The 24,581-nt window shown below is 60.1% G+C and carries 18 protein-coding genes and 1 riboswitch; of the genes, 7 read left to right on the top strand and 11 right to left on the bottom strand.

The window, feature by feature from the left end; all coding sequences use genetic code 11:
* Positions 1–64: 64 nt before the first annotated feature.
* Positions 65–1,954 carry a phosphomethylpyrimidine synthase ThiC gene (gene thiC / locus AAEZ06_RS09735; protein WP_149411180.1) on the bottom strand — a complete coding sequence of 630 codons (1,890 nt, stop codon included), beginning with the start codon at positions 1,952–1,954 and terminating at the stop codon, positions 65–67.
* A gap of 151 nt (positions 1,955–2,105) precedes the next feature.
* Positions 2,106–2,211: riboswitch (TPP riboswitch) on the bottom strand.
* Between the two features lie 197 nt (positions 2,212–2,408).
* Here thiC and AAEZ06_RS09730 point away from each other — a divergent pair.
* Positions 2,409–3,848, top strand: coding sequence for a TolC family outer membrane protein (locus AAEZ06_RS09730; protein ID WP_149411181.1), 1,440 nt, complete (start codon positions 2,409–2,411; stop codon positions 3,846–3,848).
* 111 nt (positions 3,849–3,959) lie between these two features.
* Here AAEZ06_RS09730 and waaA read toward each other — a convergent pair whose 3' ends face one another.
* Both waaA and AAEZ06_RS09720 read right to left on the bottom strand, forming a co-directional pair.
* Positions 3,960–5,237: a lipid IV(A) 3-deoxy-D-manno-octulosonic acid transferase gene (waaA, locus tag AAEZ06_RS09725; protein ID WP_149411182.1), complete on the bottom strand. Its 1,278-nt coding sequence runs from the start codon at positions 5,235–5,237 to the stop codon at positions 3,960–3,962.
* Between the two features lie 23 nt (positions 5,238–5,260).
* Entirely contained in the window at positions 5,261–6,151 is an 891-nt protein-coding gene (locus AAEZ06_RS09720) for a LysR family transcriptional regulator (protein WP_149411183.1), read from the bottom strand.
* Positions 6,152–6,254: 103 nt separating this feature from the next.
* Between AAEZ06_RS09720 and AAEZ06_RS09715 the strand changes: the two genes are divergently transcribed.
* The 4 genes from AAEZ06_RS09715 to AAEZ06_RS09700 all read left to right on the top strand — a co-directional run bounded on the left by AAEZ06_RS09715 (position 6,255) and on the right by AAEZ06_RS09700 (position 9,747).
* A complete protein-coding gene (locus AAEZ06_RS09715) occupies positions 6,255–6,590 on the top strand; it encodes a DMT family transporter (protein ID WP_149411184.1) in 336 nt (111 codons plus the stop codon).
* A 165-nt stretch (positions 6,591–6,755) separates the two neighbouring features.
* Positions 6,756–7,931 (top strand): NAD(P)/FAD-dependent oxidoreductase, encoded by a 1,176-nt coding sequence (locus AAEZ06_RS09710; RefSeq protein ID WP_149411185.1) that lies wholly within the window; start codon positions 6,756–6,758, stop codon positions 7,929–7,931.
* Complete coding sequence (locus AAEZ06_RS09705; protein WP_149411186.1) at positions 7,928–8,740, top strand: aldo/keto reductase; 813 nt, start codon at positions 7,928–7,930, stop codon at positions 8,738–8,740. The genes AAEZ06_RS09710 and AAEZ06_RS09705 overlap by 4 nt, the downstream gene beginning before the upstream one ends.
* 41 nt (positions 8,741–8,781) lie before the next feature.
* Positions 8,782–9,747, top strand: coding sequence for a metal ABC transporter ATPase (locus tag AAEZ06_RS09700; protein ID WP_149411187.1), 966 nt, complete (start codon positions 8,782–8,784; stop codon positions 9,745–9,747).
* A gap of 222 nt (positions 9,748–9,969) precedes the next feature.
* Here the strand turns inward: AAEZ06_RS09700 and hldE are convergent, their stop codons facing one another.
* Both hldE and msbA read right to left on the bottom strand, forming a co-directional pair.
* The gene (gene hldE / locus AAEZ06_RS09695) at positions 9,970–11,391 is read right to left on the bottom strand and encodes a bifunctional D-glycero-beta-D-manno-heptose-7-phosphate kinase/D-glycero-beta-D-manno-heptose 1-phosphate adenylyltransferase HldE (protein WP_178114391.1); all 1,422 of its coding nucleotides are present in this window, start codon (positions 11,389–11,391) and stop codon (positions 9,970–9,972) included.
* Between the two features lie 139 nt (positions 11,392–11,530).
* The gene (msbA, locus tag AAEZ06_RS09690; RefSeq protein ID WP_350614057.1) at positions 11,531–13,336 is read right to left on the bottom strand and encodes a lipid A export permease/ATP-binding protein MsbA; all 1,806 of its coding nucleotides are present in this window, start codon (positions 13,334–13,336) and stop codon (positions 11,531–11,533) included.
* Positions 13,337–13,496: 160 nt separating this feature from the next.
* Here msbA and AAEZ06_RS09685 point away from each other — a divergent pair, with 160 nt between their 5' ends.
* On the top strand, positions 13,497–15,353 hold the full coding sequence (locus tag AAEZ06_RS09685) for an O-antigen ligase family protein (RefSeq protein WP_350614055.1): 1,857 nt from the start codon (positions 13,497–13,499) through the stop codon (positions 15,351–15,353).
* A 59-nt stretch (positions 15,354–15,412) separates the two neighbouring features.
* On the opposite strand, the gene AAEZ06_RS09680 is transcribed toward AAEZ06_RS09685, so the two are convergent.
* From AAEZ06_RS09680 to AAEZ06_RS09655, 6 genes are all read right to left on the bottom strand, one after another.
* Entirely contained in the window at positions 15,413–16,294 is an 882-nt protein-coding gene (locus AAEZ06_RS09680; RefSeq protein WP_350614053.1) for a glycosyltransferase, read from the bottom strand.
* Positions 16,291–17,439 carry a glycosyltransferase family 4 protein gene (locus AAEZ06_RS09675; RefSeq protein WP_149411193.1) on the bottom strand — a complete coding sequence of 383 codons (1,149 nt, stop codon included), beginning with the start codon at positions 17,437–17,439 and terminating at the stop codon, positions 16,291–16,293. The genes AAEZ06_RS09680 and AAEZ06_RS09675 overlap by 4 nt, the downstream gene beginning before the upstream one ends.
* Positions 17,440–17,527: 88 nt before the next feature.
* Positions 17,528–18,940 carry a PIG-L deacetylase family protein gene (locus AAEZ06_RS09670; RefSeq protein ID WP_149411194.1) on the bottom strand — a complete coding sequence of 471 codons (1,413 nt, stop codon included), beginning with the start codon at positions 18,938–18,940 and terminating at the stop codon, positions 17,528–17,530.
* Positions 18,937–19,833, bottom strand: coding sequence for an antimicrobial resistance protein Mig-14 (locus AAEZ06_RS09665; RefSeq protein WP_149411195.1), 897 nt, complete (start codon positions 19,831–19,833; stop codon positions 18,937–18,939). The genes AAEZ06_RS09670 and AAEZ06_RS09665 overlap by 4 nt, the downstream gene beginning before the upstream one ends.
* Complete coding sequence (locus AAEZ06_RS09660) at positions 19,834–21,591, bottom strand: carbamoyltransferase family protein (RefSeq protein ID WP_149411196.1); 1,758 nt, start codon at positions 21,589–21,591, stop codon at positions 19,834–19,836.
* A gap of 266 nt (positions 21,592–21,857) precedes the next feature.
* Entirely contained in the window at positions 21,858–22,181 is a 324-nt protein-coding gene (locus AAEZ06_RS09655) for a YceK/YidQ family lipoprotein (protein ID WP_149411197.1), read from the bottom strand.
* Positions 22,182–22,350: 169 nt separating this feature from the next.
* Here AAEZ06_RS09655 and AAEZ06_RS09650 point away from each other — a divergent pair, with 169 nt between their 5' ends.
* On the top strand, positions 22,351–24,462 hold the full coding sequence (locus AAEZ06_RS09650) for a TonB-dependent receptor family protein (protein ID WP_149411198.1): 2,112 nt from the start codon (positions 22,351–22,353) through the stop codon (positions 24,460–24,462).
* The last annotated feature ends 119 nt before the right edge of the window (positions 24,463–24,581 follow it).

Here is a 24,581-nt window from a genome sequence, read left to right as displayed (position 1 = left end):
GCTGCAAGCCTTAAGCTGCAAGCAAAAACGGGTTTGCACCTGCTTCTAACTTGCAGCTTGGCGCTTAAACCTTTTTGTACAGCTGACTACCTTCCTGCTTGAACCGCTCCGCCTGCTCCGCCAACCCTTTGGCGACATCCACATCCACTGCCTCGATCAGTTGGTTAGCTGCGTACTCACGCACTTCCTGGGTGATCTTCATCGAGCAGAATTTCGGCCCACACATCGAGCAGAAATGCGCGACCTTGGCCGAATCCTTCGGCAGGGTTTCATCGTGGTACGAACGCGCGGTGTCCGGGTCCAGGCCCAGGTTGAACTGGTCTTCCCAGCGGAACTCGAAGCGCGCCTTGCTCAACGCGTTATCGCGGATCTGCGCTCCCGGATGCCCCTTGGCCAAGTCCGCCGCGTGGGCCGCGATCTTGTAGGTGATGATCCCTGTCTTGACGTCATCCTTGTTCGGCAAACCCAGGTGTTCCTTGGGCGTGACGTAGCAGAGCATGGCGCAACCGAACCAGCCGATCATCGCCGCACCAATGCCGGAGGTGATGTGGTCATAACCCGGTGCAATGTCGGTGGTCAGCGGGCCGAGGGTGTAGAACGGCGCCTCGTCGCAGCACTCCAGCTGCTTGTCCATGTTCTCCTTGATCAGTTGCATCGGCACGTGGCCGGGGCCTTCGATCATGGTTTGCACGTCGTGCTTCCAGGCGATCTTGGTCAGCTCGCCTAGGGTTTCCAGCTCGCCAAATTGCGCGGCGTCGTTGGCGTCGGCAATCGAGCCCGGACGCAGGCCATCCCCGAGGGAGAAGCTGACGTCGTAGGCCTTCATGATTTCGCAGATTTCGTCGAAATGGGTGTAGGTGAAGTTCTCTTTGTGGTGGGCCAGACACCACTTGGCCATGATCGAACCGCCACGGGAAACAATGCCAGTAACGCGTTTGGCGGTCAGCGGTACATAGCGCAACAAGACGCCTGCGTGGATGGTGAAGTAGTCGACGCCCTGCTCGGCCTGTTCGATCAGGGTGTCGCGAAACAGCTCCCAGGTCAGGTCTTCAGCCGCGCCGCCGACTTTTTCCAGGGCCTGGTAGATCGGCACAGTACCGATCGGCACCGGCGAGTTGCGGATGATCCACTCGCGGGTTTCGTGGATGTGCTTGCCGGTGGACAGGTCCATCACCGTGTCCGAACCCCAGCGAATGCCCCAGGTCAATTTCGCCACTTCTTCTTCGATTGACGAACCCAGAGCGCTGTTGCCGATGTTGCCGTTGATCTTCACCAGGAAGTTACGGCCGATGATCATCGGTTCCAGTTCAGTGTGATTGATGTTCGCCGGAATAATTGCCCGGCCACGGGCGATTTCTTCGCACACAAATTCAGGTGTGATGATTTTCGGCACGCTGGCGCCGAAGCTGTGGCCGGCGTGTTGCTGGTCCAAAAGGCCTGCGGCACGGGCTTCTTCCAGCTTCATGTTTTCGCGGATGGCGACGTATTCCATCTCGGCGGTGATGATGCCTTGGCGGGCGTAGTGCATCTGCGTGACATTGGCCCCGGCCTTGGCCCGGCGCGGGTTCTTCACGTGGGCGAAGCGCAGGGCAGTCAGCTCGGCATCGCTCAGGCGCTGCTGGCCGAAGTTGGAACTCAGGCCGGCCAGGCGCTCGGTGTCGCCACGGGATTCGATCCACGGTGAGCGCACGTCGCACAGGCCTTTGCGCACATCGATGATGACGTTGGGGTCGGTGTAGGGGCCGGAGGTGTCGTAGACCACCACGGGGGCATTGATTTCGCCGCCGAGGTCGGTGGGGGTCACGTCGAGGCTGACTTCGCGCATCGGCACGCGAATGTCCGGGCGTGTGCCCTGGACGTAGATTTTTTGCGAGCGGGTAAACGGCTGTACTGATTGCTGATCGACCTTGGCCGATTCACTCAAATGCACGGTGTTTTTTAGTTTTGTACTCATCACGGGCTCTCCAGACACATCCAGGCAGTGGATTTTTGTCGGAGTGAACCTGTGACGGATGGGCGCACTGTAAATAAGTGCTGTGCTTGGCGCACGAGGGCTGTTCGATTGTCGAACAACATCCCGGACGAAGCACAAGAGGACTCGCCGGGTGACGAGAAATCTTGTTCCCTACGCAGGCGCTAACCTGATCAGGTTCAACGGGATCCGGTATTTACCGATCTCAGCCTCATAGCAAGGCACCCCGACAAGAACGCGGCCAGTCTAGACCATGGAGCAGGCAAATTACCAATAGCGGTGCATTCAGCGTGATGAATGGCGCAATTACAGGATTGTTGCGTGGTGTTGCGACCACTACACTCGGCTACTGTCTCAACGCCTTGACGCTGCGAATCGCTCGTCGTAGCCTTGGGCTCAAAATTATCGCCGTAATATTTACTCTAGGGATCGCCTCATGCTGCGCAAACTCTCACTGGCTCTTGCCGTGTCTTGTGCGACCAATGGAATGGTCTGGGCAGCTGAAGCGCCCTTGTCGACCAAAACCGACCTGGTCAGCGTCTATCAGGAAGCAGTGGACAACAACGCCGACCTGGCCGCCGCCCGCGCCCAATACGGCGCGCAGAAAGAAGTGGTGCCCCAGGCCCGTGCCGGTTTGCTGCCGAACCTGTCGGCCGGCGCCGACATCAATAATGTGCGCACCCAGATCGACCAGCCTGCGACCACCGCCAATCGCGATGCCCACTCCTGGCGGGCAACCCTAAGTCAGCCGCTGTTCCGTGCCGACCGCTGGTTCCAGCTGCAAGCCGCCGAAGCGGTCAACGAACAGGCGGCGCTGCAACTCTCGGCCACCGAACAGAACCTGATCCTGCAAAGCGCCGAAAACTACTTCGCCGTGCTGCGGGCCCAGGACAACCTGGCCTCGACCAAGGCCGAAGAAGCCGCCTTCAAACGTCAACTGGACCAGTCCAACGAGCGCTTCGATGTCGGCCTGTCGGACAAGACCGACGTGCTGCAATCCCAGGCCAGCTACGACACGGCGCGGGCCAACCGGATTCTGGCCCAGCGCCAGGTGGACGACGCCTTTGAAGCGCTGATCACCCTGACCAACCGTCAGTACAACGCCATTCAGGGCATCGTCCATACGCTGCCGGTGTTACCGCCGCTGCCCAACGACGCCAAAGCCTGGGTCGACACCGCAGGCCGACAGAACCTGAATTTGCTGGCCAGCAACTATGCAGTCACCGCCGCTGAAGAAACCCTCAAGCAACGCAAGGCCGGCCACGCGCCGACCCTCGATGCCGTGGCGCAATACGAGAAGGGTGACAACGACGCCCTGGGCCTGAGCAACCCAAACAACCTGCCGACTGCCTACGGCGGCGATGTCTCGCAACGCACCATCGGCCTGCGCCTGAGCATCCCGTTGTACAGCGGCGGCCTCACCAGCTCGCAAGTGCGCGAATCCTATTCGCGCCTTGGCCAGACCGAGCAACAACGCGAAGGCCTGCGCCGCCAGGTAGTAGAAAACACCCGCAACCTGCACCGTGCGGTGAACACCGATGTGGAGCAGGTACAGGCACGCCGCCAGTCGATCATCTCCAACCAGAGCGCGGTGCAAGCTACGGAAATCGGTTACCAGGTGGGCACGCGCAATATCGTTGATGTGCTGGATGCCCAGCGCCAGCTGTACACCTCGGTGCGCAACTACAACAACAGCCGCTATGACTACATCCTCGACAACCTGCGCCTGAAACAGGCGGCAGGGACGTTGAATCCGGGGGACTTGCAGGACCTGGCGCGGTATCTGAAGGCTGACTACAACCCGGACAAGGACTTCTTGCCGCCGGATCTGGCCAAGGCGGCTGCCGAGCAATTGAAGGCTAATCCCGGTTATTGAGCAACTGCCCCTGGAGCGAGCTTGCTCGCGAAGAACTTAAGGACGCCGCGTTTATTCAGACTGAACGCGTAATCGTTAACGTTTATCGCGAGCAAACTCGCTCCTGCAAGGTCAGCGATTGATCAGTCGATCAAGCCCATCGAGCAACCGCTTCAAAGCCCCTTGGTTAGCCTGCATCACCTTGAGTCCCGCTTCCGCCATCCTCTGTGAATCTCGCGGCAACTCAAACAGCCGCTGCACCGCCACCGCCAAACCGTCGGCATCATCCACTTCCTGCAACGCTCCGGCCTCGCGCATCATTGCCCCGATTTCAAGGAAGTTGAACAGGTGCGGGCCACAGATCACAGGCTTGCCCAGCGCCGCCGGTTCCAGCAGATTGTGGCCGCCGTTGGGCATCAGGCTACCGCCGACAAAAGCGCTATCGGCCAACGCGTAAAGAAACAGCAACTCCCCCATGGTGTCGCCGAGCAACACTGAAGTGGCTGCCGTAACAGGCTGATCGCTGGAGCGACGCACCGTGGCTAAGCCTTGCTGCTGGCACAACTCGAACATCGCGTTGAAGCGCTCCGGATGGCGCGGCACCAGGATCAGCAGCGCATCGGGGTGGCTGGCAAGCAATTGGCGATGGGCGGCGAGCACCACTTCATCCTCGCCTTCGTGGGTACTGGCGGCAATCCATACCGGGCGCTCGCTGGTTTGCCATTGCTGGCGCAGTTCTGCGGCGCGAAATAACAGCTGTGGATCGATGGTCAGGTCAAACTTGATCGAGCCGGTGACTTCGACGGTTTGCGGCCGCGCGCCGAGGCTGCGAAAGCGCTCGGCCTCGGTTTCGGTCTGTACGGCGAACAGGCTCATTTCTGCCAGCATCGGCGCAGTCAACTTGGCGAATCGCCCGTAGCCCTTGGCCGAACGGGCCGATAGCCGCGCATTGGCCAATGCCACGGGGATACCGCGCTTGGCACACTGGTGGATATGGTTGGGCCACAACTCGGTTTCCATGATGACTGCCAGCTTGGGCTGGACCCGATCCAGAAACCGCTTTGCGGCGCACGGCAAGTCATAGGGAAGATAGCAATGCTGGATGCGCGGCTCATTGGCAAACAGTGCCTGGATCCGCTCGGAACCGGTGGGCGTCATGCAGGTGACGGTGATCGGCAGCTGTGGATAACGTTGCAGCAGGCCACGGATCATTGGCGCAGCGGCGATGCTCTCGCCCACCGACACCGCGTGCACCCAGATCCCACCGGGTTGCATCGCCGGCAACCCATAGGAAAAGCGTTCACTGACGCGCTTGGCATAGGCCGGGGCCTTGCGCGCCCGCAGCCAAAGACGTAAAGCCACCAACGGCAGCGCCAGGTAAAACAGACAGCTGTAGAGAGTTCTATTCATGGCGGCGGAGTTTATCGGCTTTTTCAGTCGATCGCCTGCAAGCACTCGGTAAAACGTTCGGCGAGAAAGCGTGCGGCGGGGCCAAGGGGCTCGTCGCGGCGCCATACAAGCTCCACAACCAGCGCCGGAGGGGTCCATTCGCCGTCCAGTTCGACCATCTGGTCCTGATACGTCGGATACTGCACCACATGCCGGGGTAGCCAGGCCCAACCCAGGCCACGCACCAGCCATTCGGCGAGGACGTAGAAGCTGTCGGCGCGCCACACTTGAGGACTTGCGGCCTCACTGCCGGGGTAGACACTGGTTTGCGTGGACATCAGCAACTGGCGAAACTGCGCCAGATGCTGGCAAAGCACATGCTTTTGCGTCGCCAGAGGATGTCCGACGCCGCATACAGTGACCATTTCCACGCGGCCTACTACTCGCCGCTCAAGGGCTTCGGGGATTTGGTCGTGGTAGAACAGCAGACCCAGATCCGCCTTGCGCTCAACCAACTTTCGCGCCACGTCACCTTGGGCGACGCTGGACAATTGCACTTCCAGGTTGGGAAATTTTCCCGCCAGGATTTCAAGGCTATCCAGTACCGGTTGATAGAGCATGGCCTCGTCCTGAGCCAGGCGCAGGCACGCTTCTTCCCCGCGCATTAACGACATGGCACGACCATTGAGGCGTTCGCACTGGCGCAACACTTCCCGCGCTTCTTCAAGCAACACCGTTCCGGCTTCGGTCAACCGGGGCTGGCGACCACTGCTGCGATCGAACAGACTGACCCCCAGGTCCGCCTCCAACAGCGCAATCCCATTACTCACCGCCGATTGCGCCTTGCGCTGGTCACGCGCCACCGCCGAAAACGAACGCTGCTCGGCAACGCTGACAAACAGACGCATCTGTTCCAGGCTCCACTGCACACTCATGGCTTAACCCATCTTCAATTCAGATAGGTAATGACTTTACCCCATCTGAAGAGTCTCTAGAATGCCGACCTCATCAAACAAGCCACACACCGAGGATTTACCCATGAACGTCGCCTACTACTATCTGGCCATTGCCATTTGCTCGGAAGTGATCGCTACTGTTTCCATGAAAGCCATCAAGGGCTTCAGCACACCGATCCCGCTGCTGCTAGTGATCGTCGGTTACAGCGTGGCGTTCTGGATGCTGACGCTTGTAGTGCGCACCGTGCCGGTGGGCGTGGCCTATGCGGTGTGGGCCGGGATGGGTATTGTCATGGTCAGCATCGCCGCGCTGTTTATCTACGGGCAGAAACTCGACATTCCGGCGATGCTGGGGATGGCGCTAATTGTACTGGGGGTGGTGGTGATTCAATTGTTTTCGAAAACGGCGGGGCACTGATCTTTCACTTGAGGCTCAAGTGGGTTCGAAATTCGCAGCCTCGTTTCACTCGATAGCTCCTGCGACAGGTCTGCCATTAGAGAGCGTGTTGCATTGATCCCGGGCAAAGATCCATTTCATGAGTCTGTATACTGAGCCTCTTGTCTTGAACACTGAGGTTGCCCCATGCCATCCGTTATTTCCACCGACGTTCTGATTGTCGGCGCCGGAGTTGCCGGCCTCTGGCTCAATGCGCGCCTGCGCAGCCAGGGCTTTTCCACGGTACTGGTGGAGAATGCCACCCTCGGCGGCGGGCAAAGTGTGAAGTCCCAGGGGATTATTCATGGCGGGGCCAAGTACGCCTTGCACGGTGTCCTGACCGGCGCCTCCGAAGCCATCGCCGACATGCCCCGCCGCTGGGGCGAAGCTCTCGCGGGAAATGGCGAGCTGGACCTGTCCGGCGTGCGCCTGCTGTCCCAGGCCCACTATCTATGGTCTCCCGGCACCCTGGCCGGCAATCTCACCAGTTTCTTCGCCAGCAAGGCGGTGCGTGGTCGCGTCAATCAGGTCAAGGGCGACGACCTGCCGCCGGCGCTGCAAGACCGCCGCTTCAAGGGCAAGGTCTATCGCCTGGCCGAGTTGGTGGTGGATGTGCCGAGCCTGATCGAACGCCTGGCGCAATTGGCCGGCGACGGCTTGCTCGCCGGGCAGCAGATCGAACCACTGCTGGAAAATGACGCATTGGTTGGCTTGAAGGTCGATGGCCGCGAAATCCGCGCCCAGCGCATCGTCCTCAGTGCTGGCGCCGGCACCGCCGATCTACTGAGCGCACTGGGACTGAGCCAGCCGGCCATGCAATGCCGCCCGCTGCACATGATCATCGCCAAGGGCCCCGGCCTTAAGCCGCTGTACGCCCACTGCCTGGGCGCCGGCACCAAGCCGCGCGTCACCGTGACCACTCACCCGGCGGCCGATGGCAATTGGGTCTGGTACATAGGCGGTGATATTGCCGAGGCCGAAGGCGTGGCTCGCACGCCCGCCGAACAGATTGCCACTGCGCAAAAAGATCTGGCCCATCTGTTGCCCTGGATCGACATGAGCCAGACCCAATGGGCCACCTTGCGCGTGGACCGCGCCGAACCCTTGCAATCGGGTCTGACCCGGCCGGACAGCGCCTTCCTTGCCGAGCAGGATCGACTGCTGGTGGGCTGGCCGACCAAGCTGGCCCTGGCGCCGGACTTCGCCGATCGCGTGATCGAGGCACTGGACCGTGACGGCATCAAGCCCGGCCCAGCGCAAACACTGCCCGACCTACCGAAACCGACCATCGCCCAACCCGCCTGGGAGCAACTGTTGCCATGACCCTGCCGACCCTGCATGACCTTCACCGCCCGCTGGGCAGCACTGGCCTGCTGGTGTCGCCGCTGGGTCTGGGTACCGTCAAGCTGGGCCGTGACCAAGGCGTGAAATACCCCAACGGCTTTCAAATTCCGAACGACGACGAGGCGCGAATGCTGCTGCGCCAGGCGCGGGAACTGGGCATTAACCTGATCGACACCGCGCCCGCCTACGGGCGCAGCGAAGAGCGCCTGGGGCCGCTGTTACGCGGCCAGCGCCAGGAGTGGGTGATTGTCAGCAAGGTCGGTGAAGAGTTCACCGATGGCGTGTCCAGCCATGACTTCAGCGCCGCCCACACCCGCCTTTCCGTGGAACGTAGCCTGCAACGATTGGAAACGGATTTTATCGATCTGGTACTGGTGCATTCCGACGGCAATGACCTGCACATCCTCAACGACTGTGAGGTCTACCAGACCCTGGCAGACCTCAAGCGCGAGGGCAAGATTCGCGGTTTCGGCTTCTCCGGCAAAACCGTCGAAGGTGGCGTGAAGGCTCTGGAACAGGGTGATTGCGCCATGGTCACCTACAACCTGAACGAACAGGGCGAAAAAGCCGTGATCGATTATGCCGCCGCCCACGGCAAAGGCATCCTGGTAAAAAAGGCCCTGGCCAGTGGTCACGCCTGCCTTGAATCGGGAATGGATCCAATTCACGCCAGTTTCATCTTGTTGTTTGCGCAAACCGGCGTGGCCAGTGCTATTGTCGGGACCATCAATCCGCTGCACCTCGCCCATAACGTGGCGACCGCTGCCAAGGTCATTCGCCAACTCTGATGCCGCCGACGCGGCCGACCCCGACGCAAGGAGGAGCCGACATGCCGCGAACGCTCATAAGAAAAAACCCCAGCAACTTTAAAACACTGCCACTGTTCGTCGAAGCCACCCCCGAAGGCTTGAGTTACCAGAGCGTGGGCATGCCGCTCAACTTCGCCCAGACCCTGCAACGACGCAAGCCGGTGGACGTAGCAGACGCCGAGCGCTTCTCCCTGGAGCTGGCCAACCTTGGCGTGTCGGTACGCCTGACGCTGCATTGGCAGAATCGCAATTACTGGGTGCTGGTGCGCCAGCGTCGGCAGGATCGCGGCGACGTGGTGCTCAAACTGATCTCCGGCTATGTCCCGGCCCACGAACTGAACCTGCCGCTGCACACCGCCATCCAGGAAATCGCCGAAGAATGCCTGCTGGAAACCCCGGAAGGCTGGCTCGGCGGCCGCTTCAACGACACCTGGCTGCCGGCGCCCTACTCATCCGCCCTGCATTACCGCGAAGCGCTGCCGTTTCGCCTCTCGCCCTTGTCCGGCGCCGCCCGCCCAGTGCGTTGCGCCAATATGCAGCTGATCGAACGCCCACAGGCCTATGTGCATCTGCCCACGGCCTCGCTGCAATTGATTTATGACCTGCGCCTGGAAGTGCCGAAAGAGGCCAAGTCCCTGAGCCTGTTTCATGTTGATGAGCGCCTGGAAGGTGATCAACTGGTGGCCCGCCTGGACCGCCAACGCCCCGACCTGTACCTGATGCCCCTCAAGGATGGCCAGCCCTGCGCCGAGCTGTATACCTTGAAAAAGGATCAGCTTTACCCGGCCAGTACGCGGGGTTTGTACCTGGCAGAGAGCTTCGCCCAGCAGGAAGGTTGGCTGGTGCGCGAGGAACGGATCAGGTGGAAGGATTGGCTCAGGCAGCAGGGGCTGAGTGCGCCGGAGAAAGAGTCGAAGCTGAAACAGCTGACTGGCAGGGCGCGGCAGATTTTGCGCAAAATCGTGCCGAAAAAGGCAAACCGGTAACAGGACTACCGAGGTAATGCTATCGCAGCATAGGTATCGACACATCTTGAAGGCAGGAACCGCCGTAGCAGCTACGTCGGCCGCACCACCGCTCTCAGATCAGCCCAGCACCGAGTCACACCTGACGCAGCCCGCCGGGGCTCGACAGCTACGAAAATAGCGGGGCGGCACGATGCATAGATACCCATGGCTATCGCAGGCAAGCCCCACACTAAACCCCTATCAGTTGTTGCGGATCTTCTCGACAATCGCCGTGGTCGAACTGTTTTCCACCAGCCCCAACACTTTGACCTTCCCGCCATAGGCGCTGACGATATCGGCACCGACCACCTGGTCGACCGAGTAATCGCCGCCCTTGACCAGCACGTCCGGCTTGACCTGGGCCAGCAGGCTCTCCGGGGTGCCCTCGGCAAAGCTGATCACCCAGTCCACCGCTCCCAACCCGGCCAGAACCGCCATGCGCCGGTCGACGCTGTTGATCGGCCGACCCGGCCCTTTCAGGCGGCTGACTGATGCATCATCGTTGACCGCAACGATCAAACGATCGCCCTGGGCTCGCGCCTGCTCAAGATAGGTCACATGACCGGCGTGCAGGATGTCAAAGCAACCATTGGTGAAGACGATGCTCTCGTTATGGGCTCGGGCGTCATCAATGGCCAGCAGCAATTGCTCAAGGCTCAACACGCCCCGCTCCGAACCTTCCTCACGCTGGATCGCACGGCGCAGTTCCGGGGCGCTGATGGCCGCGGTACCCAGCTTGCCGACCACGATGCCGGCGGCCAGGTTGGCCAGGGCCACTGCATGGGGCAATTCTTCGCCAGCCGCGATAGCCGCGGCCAAGGTGGAAATCACCGTATCTCCGGCACCGGTGACGTCGAATACTTCACGGGCCCGCGCCGGCAAGTGCATGGCCGGATGGCCGGGGCGCAATAAGGTCATGCCGTGCTCGCCACGGGTCACCAACAAGGCGCCCAGGTCGAGGTCGGCCATGAGGCTGGCACCCTTGGTCACCAACTCGTGCTCATCGGCGCAACCGCCGACGATGGTTTCAAATTCGCTGAGGTTCGGCGTGATCAGGCTGGCGCCTCGATAAATCGAGAAGTCCTTGCCCTTGGGATCGGCCAGCACCGGGATGCCACGGGCCTTGGCGGCCTGGATCAGCATCTGGTGGTTCTTCAGCGCGCCTTTGCCGTAGTCGGATAGCACCAATACCTTGATGCCTTCCAGCAACTCGTCGACCTGCTCACTGAGGGCCAGGGCGTCGGTGGCGAAGGGTTCTTCGAAATCGATACGCAGCAATTGCTGGTGACGACTCATGACCCGCAGCTTGACGATGGTCGGCTGATGGGCAATGCGCTGGAATAGCGCACGCACGCCGGCACCGCGCAGGCTGTTGGCCAGGCTGTCGGCGGCTTCGTCGTCGCCGGTCACACCCACGAGGGAGGCCGGGGCACCGAGCGCAGCAATGTTGAGGGCGACGTTGGCAGCGCCACCTGGGCGGTCTTCGATTTGCTCGACCTTGACTACCGGTACCGGTGCCTCAGGGGAAATCCGTGAGGTACCGCCATGCCAGTAACGGTCGAGCATGACATCGCCGACCACCAAGACAGGGGCTTGATCGAATCGCGGCATGGACAACTTCATGGAGCAACCCACATACAAAATGAACAGGGGCGCGATATTAGCACAGGGTTGTCAAAGGCTTGTGGGGGTCTGCACAGAAGATGTTGCTGATAGAAATGGGCTTAGCCTGGCCCTCACAGGGCCAGGCACAACCACTGGTTCAGGTGATATTCGCCGAAACCGGCGCATCCAGGCCCATGGCATGCAGGCGCGCGTAGTAGCCGTTCTGGGCCAATAGTTCGCTATGGGTGCCGCGCTCGACGATCCGGCCATCATCCATCACCAGGATCAGGTCGGCTTTTTCGATGGTCGACAGGCGGTGAGCAATCACCAGGGTCGTACGGCCCTGCATGACCTTGTCCAGGGCAGCCTGGATATGCCGCTCGGACTCGGTGTCCAGCGCCGAAGTTGCCTCGTCGAGAATCAGCAACGGCGCGTTCTTGAGCAATGCCCGGGCAATCGCCAGGCGCTGGCGTTGGCCACCGGACAGCAGCACACCGTTTTCGCCGATATGGGTATCGAAGCCCTTGGGCAACTGATCGATGAAGTCCTTGGCATAGGCATCGGCCGCGGCAGCTTCAACCGCTTCCCGTGGCGCCCCGGCCAGATCACCGTAGGCAATGTTGTTGGTCACAGTGTCGCTGAACAGGGTCACGTGCTGGGTCACCTGGGCGATATGCCGGCGCAGGTTGAGCAGGCGATAGTCCTCGATCTCCACACCGTCCAGCAGGATCTCGCCACTTTCATGATGGTAGAAGCGCGGGATCAGGCTGGCCAGGGTCGACTTGCCGCTGCCCGAACGCCCCACTAGCGCGACCATCTGCCCAGGCTCAGCAGTAAACGTGATGTCCTTGAGAACATGACGATCGGTGCCCGGATACGTGAAGTTCAGGTTGCGCACTTCCAGGCGACCGCTGACCGCCTCACGCTCAATAGTGCCGCGATCGATTTCAGCGTCTTCATCCAGCTGTTCGAAGATGCTCTCGGCACCGGCCACGCCTTTCTGGATGGTCGAGCTGACTTCCGACAGTTGGCGAATCGGCTTGGGCAACAGGCCAGCCAACGTAATATAGGCGACCATGTCACCGGCCGAGGCATCACCACGAAGATAAAGGACCAGGAACATCAGCACGGCCATGGCGGTGTAGATCACCAGTTGCAGTGCCGGGGTGTAGATCGCGCCGGTACGGGTCATGCGCAATTGCTTGTTGGTGTTGCTCAGGCTGGCCTTCTGGAAGCGCTTCTGCTCGTAGACCTCACCGCCGAAGCTGCGCACCACACGGTAGCCCTGGATGGTTTCCGAGGCTACGTGGGTGACGTCGCCCATCGCCACCTGAATCTTCTTGCTCTGCTTGCGAAATTTCTTGCTCGCCGTGCTGACCATCACCGCAATCAGCGGCAGGATGGCGATCATCACCAGCGTCAGGCGCCAGTTCATATAAAGCAGCGAGGCGAACAGGAAGATCACCGTCATGCCTTCGCGAATCACCACCTTGATGGCATCGGTAGCAGCGCCCGTGACCATCGTCACGTTGAAGGTGATGCGCGAAATCAGGTGCCCGGAGTTGTGATTGTCGAAATAACGGTTGGGCAAGGTCAGCAGGTTGTTGAACAACTGCACCCGCAGGTCGTGAACCAGCCCCAGGGAAACCTTGGCCAGAAAATAGTTACCCAGGAACGAGCCAAGGCCCTGCCAGGCGGCGATCAGGATGATCAGCAGCGGCACTGCCTGCAGCAGTTGCAGGTCACGCAGGAAGGGGACGCTGGGAAACAGCACCGCTTCAGGGTTGGACAGGCCGTCGACAAAGTACTTGAGGATGTACCCCAGCATGGGCTGGGTCGAGGCGAAAATCAGAAAGCCGACGATACTCAGCGCGAACAAGCCGACATAGGGCTTAACATAGCTGAGCAGGCGGAAGTATATTTTCAAGCTCGAAGGGCTTGCGCTCGGACTAGAGTCGGTCATATCACGCGGCGGTTTTGAAAAAGGAGGCTGACTTTAGCACAGCTTCTCTGTTGTACTTGCACCCGGCATTAGCCTAGGCCCGGTTCGCCCCGGCACGCGACATTATTTAGCCACTACTTTAAGATGGTCGGCTTTCTCTATTCCGGAATGGCTTTTCTGTATGCACTCCAAGCGTCTCACCTATGGCTCAAATCGCGTATTTGACTTTCTGTGCCTATGGATCTTGCCTATTGGCTTATTGCTCCTCTTGAGCGCCCTGTTCTTCGTCACCAATCGAAATATCTTACACAAGTTTTATTACGGTCTGTTCAGCGCGCCAACACTGCTGCTCCTGTGCCTGCGCCCGAGTGAACTCAAGCAGGTTTTCAGGGAGCCCCTGGCGATTGCCTTCGCGATGTTCTCAGCCTGGGCATTGATCAGTTTGCTCTGGAGCCCGGAACATCATCCCGATACCGATCTGTTCAAACGCCCTCTGCATACCTTCATGCTGTTTGCCGGCTGCGGCCTGCTGCTGCACTACCGCAATGAACTGTTCAAACCGATCTTCTTCAGTGCAGCAGTGATTGCACTGGTGGTCAGCGCCCTCAACCTGGTGGCATTCGCTAAAGGCTTTGAGCCTGGGATGCGGATGGTCGGCGGCATGGGTGCCCTGGACAATCCACTGCTCAGTTCTCATCTCTTCGGTTTTTTCAGCGTCTACTGGCTGTTCGTTTGCGCCACCAGCAAGCGCCTGCAAGTGCTGTGGTTCGCAGCGCCGGCGCTGGCGATCATGGTTGCCGCAGTCCTGGCCACGGGTTCCAGAACACCACTGGTAGCGTTGGTGCTGTCGGTGCTCTGGCTCAGCTTTACCGCCCGCAACCGGCGCTCGGCACTAATGATTACCGGATTGGCACTGGCCGCAGCAGCCATTTTGCTGTTCTTCCCCGAACAGATTACCCAGCGCGGCTCCTCCTTCCGTTTCGAGTTATGGGGCATGTCGCTGCAACGGATCGCCGAGCACCCATGGATCGGCCACAGCTACGATTCGGAGCTGTACCTGACGCTCGCCGATGGTTATCAACTACGCGAGCCTCACAACTTTGCCCTCGGAGTGCTCTATTACGTCGGCATCATCGGCTTTATTCCGTGGGCCTTCATGCTCGGCTGGGGATTGTATAAAGGCCTCAAGGAACGCGCCCAGCCGCTGTTCATCCTCGCCTCAACCCTGCTGGTCTATGGCATCGGTGCTGGCCTGACCGAAGGGGGCGGCATCCTCTCGCGACCCAAGGAACATTGGTTCCTGCTATGGGTTCCCCTGGCGTTGATCGCCGGCCTGAGCATCGCCCAGCGCCGCCGCAGCCTGTTGCGCATGCCAGTGCACACCCTCAAGCCCCAGGCTTTCGATCAACTGTGCAGCAATGCCCACGTGATTGAAGCCGATGGCCTTGGCCCCAAAGTCCTGCGCCTGGTAGACGGCAGCTTCCTCAAGGTCTTCCGGCCCCGCCGCTGGTACACCTCCGGCAGCTTCAATCCGTATTCCGAACGTTTTGCCAGCAACAGTGAGCAACTGCGGATGCTGGGTATTCCGACCCCCGAGATCCTCAATCTGTATCGCTTGCGTGATGGCAGCAGCGCTGTCACTTACCAGCCGCTGCCCGGCCTGACACTGCGTCAGGCCCTGCAAAGCCTGGACAGCAGCCTGCGCGAATCGCTGATTGAGCGCTTTGGTCGATTCATGGCCCAGCTGCACGAGCGCGGCGTGTACTTCCGCTCCCTGCACCTAGGCAATGTGCTGTTGATGGACGACGGTGAGTTCGGTCTGATTGACCTGGCAGACATGCGCATCCTGCCGTCCTCCCTGAGCAATACCCTCAGGCAGCGCAACCTGCGGCATATGCAACGCTATCCACAGGATCGCAACTGGTTGTTCGAGGTGCATTTCGAACAGTTGGCCAAAGGCTATTCGTCAGTCGCAAGCCCCGCCGCCACGGCAAAAATCCGCGAGCAAGTGCTGAGCCTCTCACAACCAGCCGCATAAAAAAGGCGACTATCACTCACTGATACTCGCCTTCTTCAACAGCCTTCTTGCCTGGCCACTCAGTTCCTGAGTGGCGCCAGGTACAGCCGCACCAACCCACGTAAAGTCTTGCGCCCCCAGAACTTCAACGGGATCTGCTTGAGGACCTCCCGCGCCAGCGGACGGTCGCGGTCGGCGGTCTTGAGGAACATTGAATTCAGGAAGTTGTAACGCACCTGGTCGTAGGCGGGATGATCGCTGAACAAACCGTAGGTCTTGAGGATGTTCTGGATCATGTACCGATGGTTCTTGTACGTATTAGTGGCGTGCTGGCGATAGCGCGCCATCACCACGTTCAGCACGTCGATGGTGTAGCCGGCGTGAGTGATCTTCAGTTCGATCAGCAAGTCTTCCAGCGGGATCAGTGGATCAAAGCCTCCCACCTGCTCCAGCGCTTCACGGCGAATCATCAAGGTCGGTGCAGGCGGGAACGGCTTGCGGTCCAGGAACAGGTCATCAAAATCCAGGCTGCGAAACGGCAAGTCGCGGCGCTGCTTCTTTTCCGGGTACGGCTTGCCGTCACCATCGATCAATTCAATATTGCCGGCGCAGATCCCGACCTTCGGCTTGCCCTCCATGTAGGCAACCTGGGTAGCGATGCGCTCTGGCAGCATGATGTCATCGGAACCGAAAGGCGCAACAAGGCTGCCCTTGGCGCGGGCGATGGCGCCATTGAGGGTGTTGGTCAGGCCCTGGTTCTGCTGTACCTGGAAATCAAAACCGTGCTCGGCCTGCAGACGCTGGATCAGCTCGACGCTGTTGTCCTTGGAGCCGTCGTCGACCACCAGCAACTCGATGTTCGGATACGTTTGGCCGAGCACACTGAGGATGCTCTGTTCGATATACGCAGCGTGGTTGTAGGACGCGATGATCACCGTGACCAGAGGTTGTTGCTGACTCATGCTTTACCTACTTCTCGCAGACCGGTTTCGATCAGGTCCAGATATTTGTGCTGGAACTCGGCCAGGGTGTGGTTTGCTTCCAGGTAGCGGAACACTTGTTCGCCCTTGGCCCGCAACTGTTCGTCGCTCATGGCCAGGTAAGTGTCCAGCGCCGCCGCCAACTGCTCGACATTGCCCGGATCATGGGACAGGCCACCAGCACCTTCCACCAGCGGCAACATGGCCGGACCGTTGGAAGCAATGATCGGCAAGTGCCCGCTCATGCCTTCCAGCAGTGCCAGGCCCAGGCCTTCGAACAGCGACGGCATGGTCCAGATGTCAAAGCCTCGCACATACTTCATGCCATCTTCACGAAAGCCCAGCAGGTGCGCGCGACCAGTCAGGCCGAGACGTTCGATGTCGACACGCAGATCCGCTTCGGCGCGGCCGGAACCGATGATGCCCACCTGAGCCTCAGGATATTTGTCCTTGAGAGAGGCAAAGGCTTGCAGCAAATGGGTGTGGCCCTTGATCGGCACCAAGCGGCCCAAGGCGCCAATCATCCGTGCATCCAGCGGCAAGCCCAGGGCTTTGCGCGCCTCATCACGAGGCAACTGCAAGGCTTCGGCCTGGGGGATGTCGATGGCATTGGTGACAAAGGTGGTGTTTTCACGGGTGAACCCACAGTTGAGGTCCACCAGGTAATCCCTGACCGCTGCCGACACGCCAACAAACCGCCAGGCCGGGCTGACCCAACTCTGGGTCTGGCGCCGACGGTAGCCACGGGCGTATTCACCAAAACCGTGGGAGATGCCGATGCACAGCGGGATCTTCAACCAGCGGTTGAGGGACAGCATCATGTTCACCGACTTGAAACGGTTACAGATGACCACGTCGAATTTTTGTTCGCGGCAATACTTGTAGATCTGCCACATGGCGCCGAAACGGATGCCCTTGAGCGATTTTTCCGGCAGCTCGAAGTAGTGGGAGTGCTCCGCCACGCTCAGAGGCTGGCCGGGTAACGGACGACCACTGAGGTACCCCGATGTCACCTCGAAACGTTCAACCGGCAACGATTTGACGATCTGCTCACCGAGGTCGGCGAAGTCATTGGTCTTGACGTTGTAGTCCGGCTGTAACTGCAAAACCTTGTAACGAGGCTTCATAACTCTCCATGCTGCAATCGGGCTGCGGGCACGCGGCCCGACGAAAAAGGGTTTGGCAAGCGGCTCTCCACTTGCCCTCAATAAGGTCTCAGTCCTGCTTCAGGACCCACAGCAATTCATGGCGACGCACGGCCTTGCGGAAGAACTCGTTCTCTCCGTAAGGCGATGGACCGCGGCCCGCCAGCATTTGCTGCAACAGGCGACGCAATCGGCGCTTGAACGGCGCGCGCGGTTGCAGGTCGTGCATCATGCCCAGGGCCATGGCCTTGTCCTGCTGCTGGCTCAAAGTAAGCTGCAAGCTGCAAGGTACAAGCTCAAGCGCTGAATCAAAACGTGGCGGCAGGGCTACGCCGGCACCGGAGTCGCCCATCGGCCAGCGGTCGTTATCATGCAGGTGATTGGCGTAGCCGAGCAACGTCGTGGGCTGCCAGGCCAGGCCTTGCAAGGCTTCAAGGATCGCCGCGTGAGCGCAGATATGATCCGGGTGCGGATCCAGCAGCGGCGTCGGCAACACAATCACCTCCGGGCGAGCCTTGAGCAACAGCGCCCGCAAGTCGGCAATCAGGTTGCTCCAGGTCGGTGCGCCATCCACATCGCCAGGCAGCGCCAGGGAATTGAATTGGCGGAACAACCGCGTATCGTCCAATTGTGCTTCGCGGGAGTCTTGGGGCTGGTCCGGCGCGGCCTGCATGGCCGACAGCTGCATACAGAAGTACCCCAATTGCACGCAGTGCGCCTCGGGAACACCCGCCCAACGGGGCACAGTGACGCTGTCCCAGGCGCGCAATCGGCCTTTGATACGCGCAGCGTCCGCCTTGGGCAGGCCCATCTGTTGATAGTGCTGGGCCTCAATTTCGCCGGCAGTGAGGGTGACAACCCAGCTTTCATCAGCCTGGCTGTACAGGCTGAATGCGGCCAACTCGGCATCGTCGGCGTGGGGTGCGATGACCATCACCCGCTGCCGACGGTAGTCCGGCTGGCGGAACAGCCACAGCGTCGGCTGTCCCTTGAGACGACAGAAGCGCCCGCGCAAACGCAAAGTTCCGCTCGCCAGCGCCTCTGCCGAACCCGTGAGGTTGAGGTAACGCACACCGGCCACGCCACGCTCGAAGACTTGCCGGTCAGGCGTTTGCGCACCGAGCAACTCCACCGCAGGATCGAAAAACCGTCCAAGCCAATGGCTTTTGAGCTGTACGCCCAGGATCAAGGTTTCATCGCCCGCCAACTCGACTGGAGAATCCAACACCAGCCGCCCCGCATCCAGGCGCACGCCCGGCTGCTCGCTACTGGCCGCAAAGGCGTATTGATAGTCATCGCTGGGCAAGTAGAAAAGATGATCGGCAAACCAGGCTTCATGGGCCGCCCACACCACCACCGCCAGAATCAGCGGCAGCCACCAGGCCACCAGAACGCCTGCGGCTATCAACACCAGCAAGCCAAGCAACAGCGCAATGCGCTTGTTGCGGCGATGGCGCTTGAGCAGTTGTTGCTTGCGACTCATACGCTGAACACCGGCACCGGGTTACACCAGCGCTCCTTGTATTCGCGGTCGGCGCGACCGAAGGAGAAGCGCAGCGGCTTGTCACTGGCCCGCGCCTGTTCCCAGGCGCTTTGCGTGTTGAGGAAACTCAGCACGCTACCAGGGCTGAATGCCTTGGTTTCGGGATCAACACCGCCATTGACGTATTCGGCGCTGACCCACTCCGGGGCCTGCACCTGATACACCAACTGCACAGCAATCGGTGCGTCGTTGAGAAACAGTACCGAGCCTAAGAGGAACTCCTTGAGCAGTTCCAGCACCTCGGCCAGGCGCTCGGCACCGGCTGCCGGAAAACCCCAGCGGCGCTGGAACAGATCGCAATAGATCGCCGCCAGCTCAGTGCTGGAAAACTCGCTGACCGCCCGCACCACGCCGCCCGCTTCTTCCAGCAAACGCAGTTCGCGGCGCTGGTTGTAGCGAAACTTCTTCGACAGGTCTTCAGGGGTACGCGCCATGGCCAACTGCTCGGCCTGGGGCTTGAGGGTGCTGACGCGCCCATCGTTCAGGGCCGACAGGTAGCGGGCACGATGGCGCAACGGCAATTGCGCATCAGCGGCAATCGGCAGAATGATCTCAGCGTTGCCCAGGTCGAACAGGCCTTTTTTGCCTTTGCGCTTGAGCACGTCCTTGGACAGGGCCAGGTCGCGCCCCCAGGTGGCAATCGCCCCCTTGAGTTCACCGTCCTGCTCCCAGCCCAGGTAACGCACCGGAATCTGCGCCAGGTTCGCCAGCCGCTCGACAACCTGCGGATGAGTCGCCACGCTGCCGCCGAAACGCTGCCAGGCCTGGGCGTAAACCTCGGCCTCGACAGGCGTCCAGCCACGTTCACGCCAGCCCTGGAAGCGGTTCAGCATTTAAACCACAGCGTCATAAGGGTCCACGCCGTCCTTGACCACGAGGATGTCTTCCATGATCAGGTACTCAAGGTCGGAACCGAAGAACATGTTCAGCGCATCGGTGGGCGAGCAAATCATCGCTTCGCCACGACGGTTGAGCGAGGTGTTCAGGGACACGCCGTTGCCGGTCAACACTTCAAGCTCTTTCATCATGTCGTAGTAGCGCGGGTTGTATTCGCGCTTGAGCACCTGGGCGCGGGAGGTGCCATCTTCATGGACCACTTCCGGCACGCGGGTTTTCCACTCATCCGACACTTCAAAGGTGAAGGTCATGAACGGCGCCGGGTGATCGACCTTGATCATCTGTGGGGCGACGGTGTCGAGCATCGACGGGCAGAAAGGCCTCCAACGCTCGCGGAACTTGATCTGGTGGTTGATCCGGTCAGCCACGCCGGTGGCGCTTGGGCAACCGATGATCGAACGACCGCCGAGGGCACGCGGACCAAACTCCATGCGGCCCTGGAACCAGGCCACCGGGTTGCCGTCGACCATGATTTTGGCGATGCGTTTCGGGGTGTTTTCGATCTGGCGCCACTTAGGCTTGCTCGGGTGCTTGGCGCAGGCGGCGATCACGTCTTCGTTGCTATAGGACGGGCCGAGAAAGACGTGTTCCATCTTCTCCACCGGTACACCACGGGCGTTGGACACATAGGCGGCCGCACCGACGGCGGTGCCGGCATCGCCGGACGCCGGCTGCACGAACAGCTCCTTGACGTCATCGCGGGCAATGATCTTCTGGTTCAACTTGACGTTCAGCGCACAGCCGCCGGCGTAGGCCAGCTTGCCGGTCTCCTTGAGGATGTCGCCCAGGTAATGGTCGATCATCTGCAAGGACAGTTTCTCGAACAACGCTTGCATGCTGGCGGCGTAATGGATGTAAGGCTCGTCGGCAATATCGCCTTCGCGCTTTGGACCCAGCCACTCGATCAGTTTTGGCGAGAAGTAGAAACCCTTGCCCTTTTCTTTATAGCGGCGCAGGCCGATGACGTTGGCGTAGTCGGTGTTGATCACCAGTTCGCCGTTTTCAAAGGAGGCCAGGCGCGAGAAGTCGTATTTGCTGGCATCGCCATACGGCGCCATGCCCATGACCTTGAACTCACCGTCGAGCATCTCGAAACCGAGGAACTCGGTGATCGCGCCGTACAGGCCGCCCAGGGAATCCGGATCGTAGAATTCCTTGATCTTGTGGATCTTGCCGTTTTCGCCGTAGCCGAAGAACGTAGTGGCGTACTCACCCTTGCCGTCGATCCCGAGGATCGCCGTCTTCTCCTGGAAACCGGAGCAGTGATAGGCGCTGGAGGCGTGAGCCAAGTGGTGTTCGACCGGTTCGATCTTGATTTTCTTCGGATCGAAGCCCAGTTGCTCCAGGCACCAGACGATCTTGTTGCGATAGCGCTTGTAGCGACGGTTGCCCATCAGGATCGCGTCAAGGGCGCGGTCCGGGGCATACCAGTAACGCTTGGCGTAGTGCCAGCGGGCCTCGCCGAACAGGCTGATCGGGGCGAAAGGAATCGCCACCACATCAACGTCGCAAGGCTTGATGCCGGCCTGTTCCAGGCAGAACTTCGCCGACTCATAGGGCATGCGGTTCTTTGCATGTTTGTCGCGTACGAAGCGCTCTTCTTCAGCGGCCGCGATCAGCTTGCCGTCGATATACAAGGCTGCGGAAGGATCATGACTAAGGGCGCCGGACAGGCCAAGAATCGTCAATGCCACAGGGGTCTAGCCTCTTTTAGTCTGCATGCAGGCGCGTGCGCCTGAAAAAAGTGTGCCCCTCGCCTAAGCGAGAAACAGCTAAAGGGCGAGATTATAGCGTAAAGACGTGCCGGGATGATCTAGCGTTTATGGCGACCGGTTGTCACTGCGGGACCAGCGGAAGATCTCGACGCAAGCAGGCCTTTTGGCGTACGACTTATGAAGCACTTCTTTAGACATAAGTGGGGAGGGTTAGCCAAAGGATGGACGATTAGACTGCAGCCTCTTCATGAACGACCTGGCCGCCAATAAATACTGATGTTGCCATCGGCACCCTGCCGATAAATCGTATAAGGCAATACAACTGTATCGACAATGCCCGACACCGTTATATCCACCAGTACCAGCGGCACCAATATTCCAGTGGGATCTGGCGCTGCGTGCAGCGCGCAAAAATCAAAGGCCACGCCGCTGTAAACACGAGGAATCGACTGACAATAGGTTTTTACTTTTCTGAGCTCACGTGCCGCGGCGGCGTCTTCGCGCAGCACTGTGTTGACTGTCCCGCATCCGTTCAAGACCAGCGAGGCAGCGATAAGTGCAGCAGTCATTTTTATCATTAAGGTAAGCCCTCCAAATCGTCAGCCACACTAACATCGGCCTTATTCGCTACCCAGACCCTGAGCACCATCACGCCACGTAGGAATATTCCGAAATGGCAAAAGCTGGCTGAATCGTTAAACTCGCGCACTTTTGCGTGCCCCGGACCCTGGCTTACTCATGAACACACCCGTCCCCTCCCGCTTTGTCCTGTTGTTGCCTGGCCTGCTGGGCCTGTGCAGCGCCGCCCTGGCAGACGGTGCACCGCTGATCCTCGACCCGAGTGTCGTCACCGGCTCACGCAGCGCCAGCCCCAGCTTCGATCTACCGTATTCGGTGGACAGCATCAGCCGCGAGCAGATCAGCGACGGCCAACTGGGCATCAACGCCTCCGAAGTCCTGTCGCGAGTGCCAGGGCTGGTGGTGCAGAACCGCCAGAACTACGCCCAGGACTTGCAGATTTCTTCCCGCGGCTTCGGTGCTCGCTCGGCGTTTGGCGTGCGCGGCATCAAGCTGATTGCCGACGGCATCCCCGCCAGCACCCCGGACGGCCAGGGCCAGGCCGCCACCTTCAACCTCGACACCGCCGAGCGTATCGAGGTACTGCGCGGCCCGGCAGCAACGCTGTATGGCAGCAACGCCGGCGGAGTGATCCAGATGTTCTCCCGTGACGGCGAAGGCCCACCGCGCATCGGCGCCGAAACCCTGTTCGGCAGCGATGGCCTGAACAAGAACCACCTCACCGCCGAAGGCGCGGTGGACGGCGCCGGATTCGTCCTCGACGCCTCGCGCATGGACACCAACGGCTACCGCGACCACAGCAGCGCCCGCCGCGACCAGACCTTCGCCAAGCTCAACTTCGAGCCCGATGAAGACAGCAAAATGGCGCTTATCTACAGCAGCCTGGAGCAGAACGGCACTCAGGACCCGCTGGGGCAAACCTGGGACGCGTACAAGGCCGACCCGCGCTCGGTGAGCAGCAATGCGCTGCAGTACAACACCCGCAAGAGTATCGATCACCAGCAGTTGGGGATGAATTACGAACGGTATTTCGGTGGCGCTACCTTGCAGGCCACTGCCTATACCGGGCGGCGGAGTGTGATTCAGTATTTGTCGATTCCGAAGTTCACGAATACGGGAGAACTTAACCCCGCCAACGAACGTGGTGGCGGGGTGGTGCAATTCGACCGAAAGTTCTACGGCGGCGGCGTGCGCTGGATGCAACCCATCGATAGCGCACCCGGCGAGTTGATGATCATCGCAGGCCTGGACTTCGACCAGAGCGAAGACAGCCGCCACGGCTATCAAAACTACAGCGGTACCACCCTGGGCGTGAAAGGCCAACTGCGCCGCGATGAAATCGATACCGCCCGCAGCCTCGACCCTTACATCCAGACCAACTGGGCCATCGACAACTGGACCCTGCAAGCCGGGCTGCGCCACAGCACCATGGAACTGGACGTCGACGACCAGTTCCTGAGCAAAGGCGATTCCAGCGGTAACAAGACCTACCAGAAAAACACGCCATCGATGAGCGTGATGTACGCCTTCACCCCCGACCTGCACGGCTATGTCAGCGCTGGCAAGGGTTTCGAGACGCCCACTCAGGCGGAGTTGGCGTATGCGCCGGGCAATATCGAAGGCTTCAACTTCGGCCTGAAACCGTCCGAAAGCACTCAATATGAAGTGGGATTGAAGGCGCAGTTGAACAGCAGCACGCGAATCAATGCTGCCGTTTTCCAAATCACCACCGAGGATGAACTGGTGGTACAAGCATCCAAGGATGGCCGTACCAGCTACCAGAACGCTGGCCGTACCTTGCGCCGAGGCTTTGAACTGGGCATCGAAAGCCAGCTTAGCGAACAGTGGAGCACCAACATCGCCTACACCCGCCTGCAGGCCACTTACGACAGCGACTTCGGCGGCGGCGCAAAAGCAGTGGACAAAGGTAACTACCTGCCCGGCGTGCCACAAACCACACTCTTCGCCGAACTGAACTGGAAACCCCGAGATTGGGTGAGCACCGCCATCGAGGGCATGTACCGCAGCAAGGTCTACGTCGAAGACACCAACCAGCAACGCGCCGCGCCGGGCTACAGCGTGTTCAACTGGCGTGCGCGGTTTGAGCAGAAGGTCGAGCACTGGGCCTTTCACCAAACCTTGCGACTGGATAACTTGCTCGATCGCCAGTATGTCGGATCGGTAATTGTCGGGGATGGCAATGATCGCTATTACGAAGCGGCGCCAGGAAGGTCGTGGTTTGCGGGGGCGGGGGCTGAATACCAGTTCTGATCCAGTCTTGCGGTGCTCAATCTGGCGTCATCGTGGCCTAGGTATCTACGCAATTTCTCGTAGCAAGCTGTGGAAGATGTGTAGATACCTATGCCCATCGCGAGCTTACCCGCGATGGG

This window comes from Pseudomonas sp. HY7a-MNA-CIBAN-0227 (genome assembly GCF_040310325.1).
Taxonomy (GTDB): Bacteria; Pseudomonadota; Gammaproteobacteria; order Pseudomonadales; family Pseudomonadaceae; genus Aquipseudomonas.
Note: the sequence above shows the minus strand (reverse complement) of the source record. Positions and strands in the feature narration are given on the sequence as shown.

Excerpts from the sequence above, each read along its gene's own strand:
- AAEZ06_RS09730 (WP_149411181.1), top strand. The coding sequence starts at position 2,409 with ATGCTGCGCAAACTCTCACTGGCTCTTGCCGTGTCTTGTGCGACCAAT.
- AAEZ06_RS09715 (WP_149411184.1), top strand. The coding sequence starts at position 6,255 with ATGAACGTCGCCTACTACTATCTGGCCATTGCCATTTGCTCGGAAGTG.
- AAEZ06_RS09675 (WP_149411193.1), bottom strand. The coding sequence starts at position 17,439 with ATGAAGCCTCGTTACAAGGTTTTGCAGTTACAGCCGGACTACAACGTC.
- msbA (WP_350614057.1), bottom strand. The coding sequence starts at position 13,336 with ATGACCGACTCTAGTCCGAGCGCAAGCCCTTCGAGCTTGAAAATATAC.
- AAEZ06_RS09685 (WP_350614055.1), top strand. The coding sequence starts at position 13,497 with ATGCACTCCAAGCGTCTCACCTATGGCTCAAATCGCGTATTTGACTTT.
- hldE (WP_178114391.1), bottom strand. The coding sequence starts at position 11,391 with ATGAAGTTGTCCATGCCGCGATTCGATCAAGCCCCTGTCTTGGTGGTC.
- AAEZ06_RS09710 (WP_149411185.1), top strand. The coding sequence starts at position 6,756 with ATGCCATCCGTTATTTCCACCGACGTTCTGATTGTCGGCGCCGGAGTT.
- AAEZ06_RS09650 (WP_149411198.1), top strand. The coding sequence starts at position 22,351 with ATGAACACACCCGTCCCCTCCCGCTTTGTCCTGTTGTTGCCTGGCCTG.
- AAEZ06_RS09720 (WP_149411183.1), bottom strand. The coding sequence starts at position 6,151 with ATGAGTGTGCAGTGGAGCCTGGAACAGATGCGTCTGTTTGTCAGCGTT.
- thiC (WP_149411180.1), bottom strand. The coding sequence starts at position 1,954 with ATGAGTACAAAACTAAAAAACACCGTGCATTTGAGTGAATCGGCCAAG.
- AAEZ06_RS09700 (WP_149411187.1), top strand. The coding sequence starts at position 8,782 with ATGCCGCGAACGCTCATAAGAAAAAACCCCAGCAACTTTAAAACACTG.
- AAEZ06_RS09665 (WP_149411195.1), bottom strand. The coding sequence starts at position 19,833 with ATGCTGAACCGCTTCCAGGGCTGGCGTGAACGTGGCTGGACGCCTGTC.
- AAEZ06_RS09655 (WP_149411197.1), bottom strand. The coding sequence starts at position 22,181 with ATGACTGCTGCACTTATCGCTGCCTCGCTGGTCTTGAACGGATGCGGG.
- waaA (WP_149411182.1), bottom strand. The coding sequence starts at position 5,237 with ATGAATAGAACTCTCTACAGCTGTCTGTTTTACCTGGCGCTGCCGTTG.
- AAEZ06_RS09705 (WP_149411186.1), top strand. The coding sequence starts at position 7,928 with ATGACCCTGCCGACCCTGCATGACCTTCACCGCCCGCTGGGCAGCACT.
- AAEZ06_RS09670 (WP_149411194.1), bottom strand. The coding sequence starts at position 18,940 with ATGAGTCGCAAGCAACAACTGCTCAAGCGCCATCGCCGCAACAAGCGC.
- AAEZ06_RS09680 (WP_350614053.1), bottom strand. The coding sequence starts at position 16,294 with ATGAGTCAGCAACAACCTCTGGTCACGGTGATCATCGCGTCCTACAAC.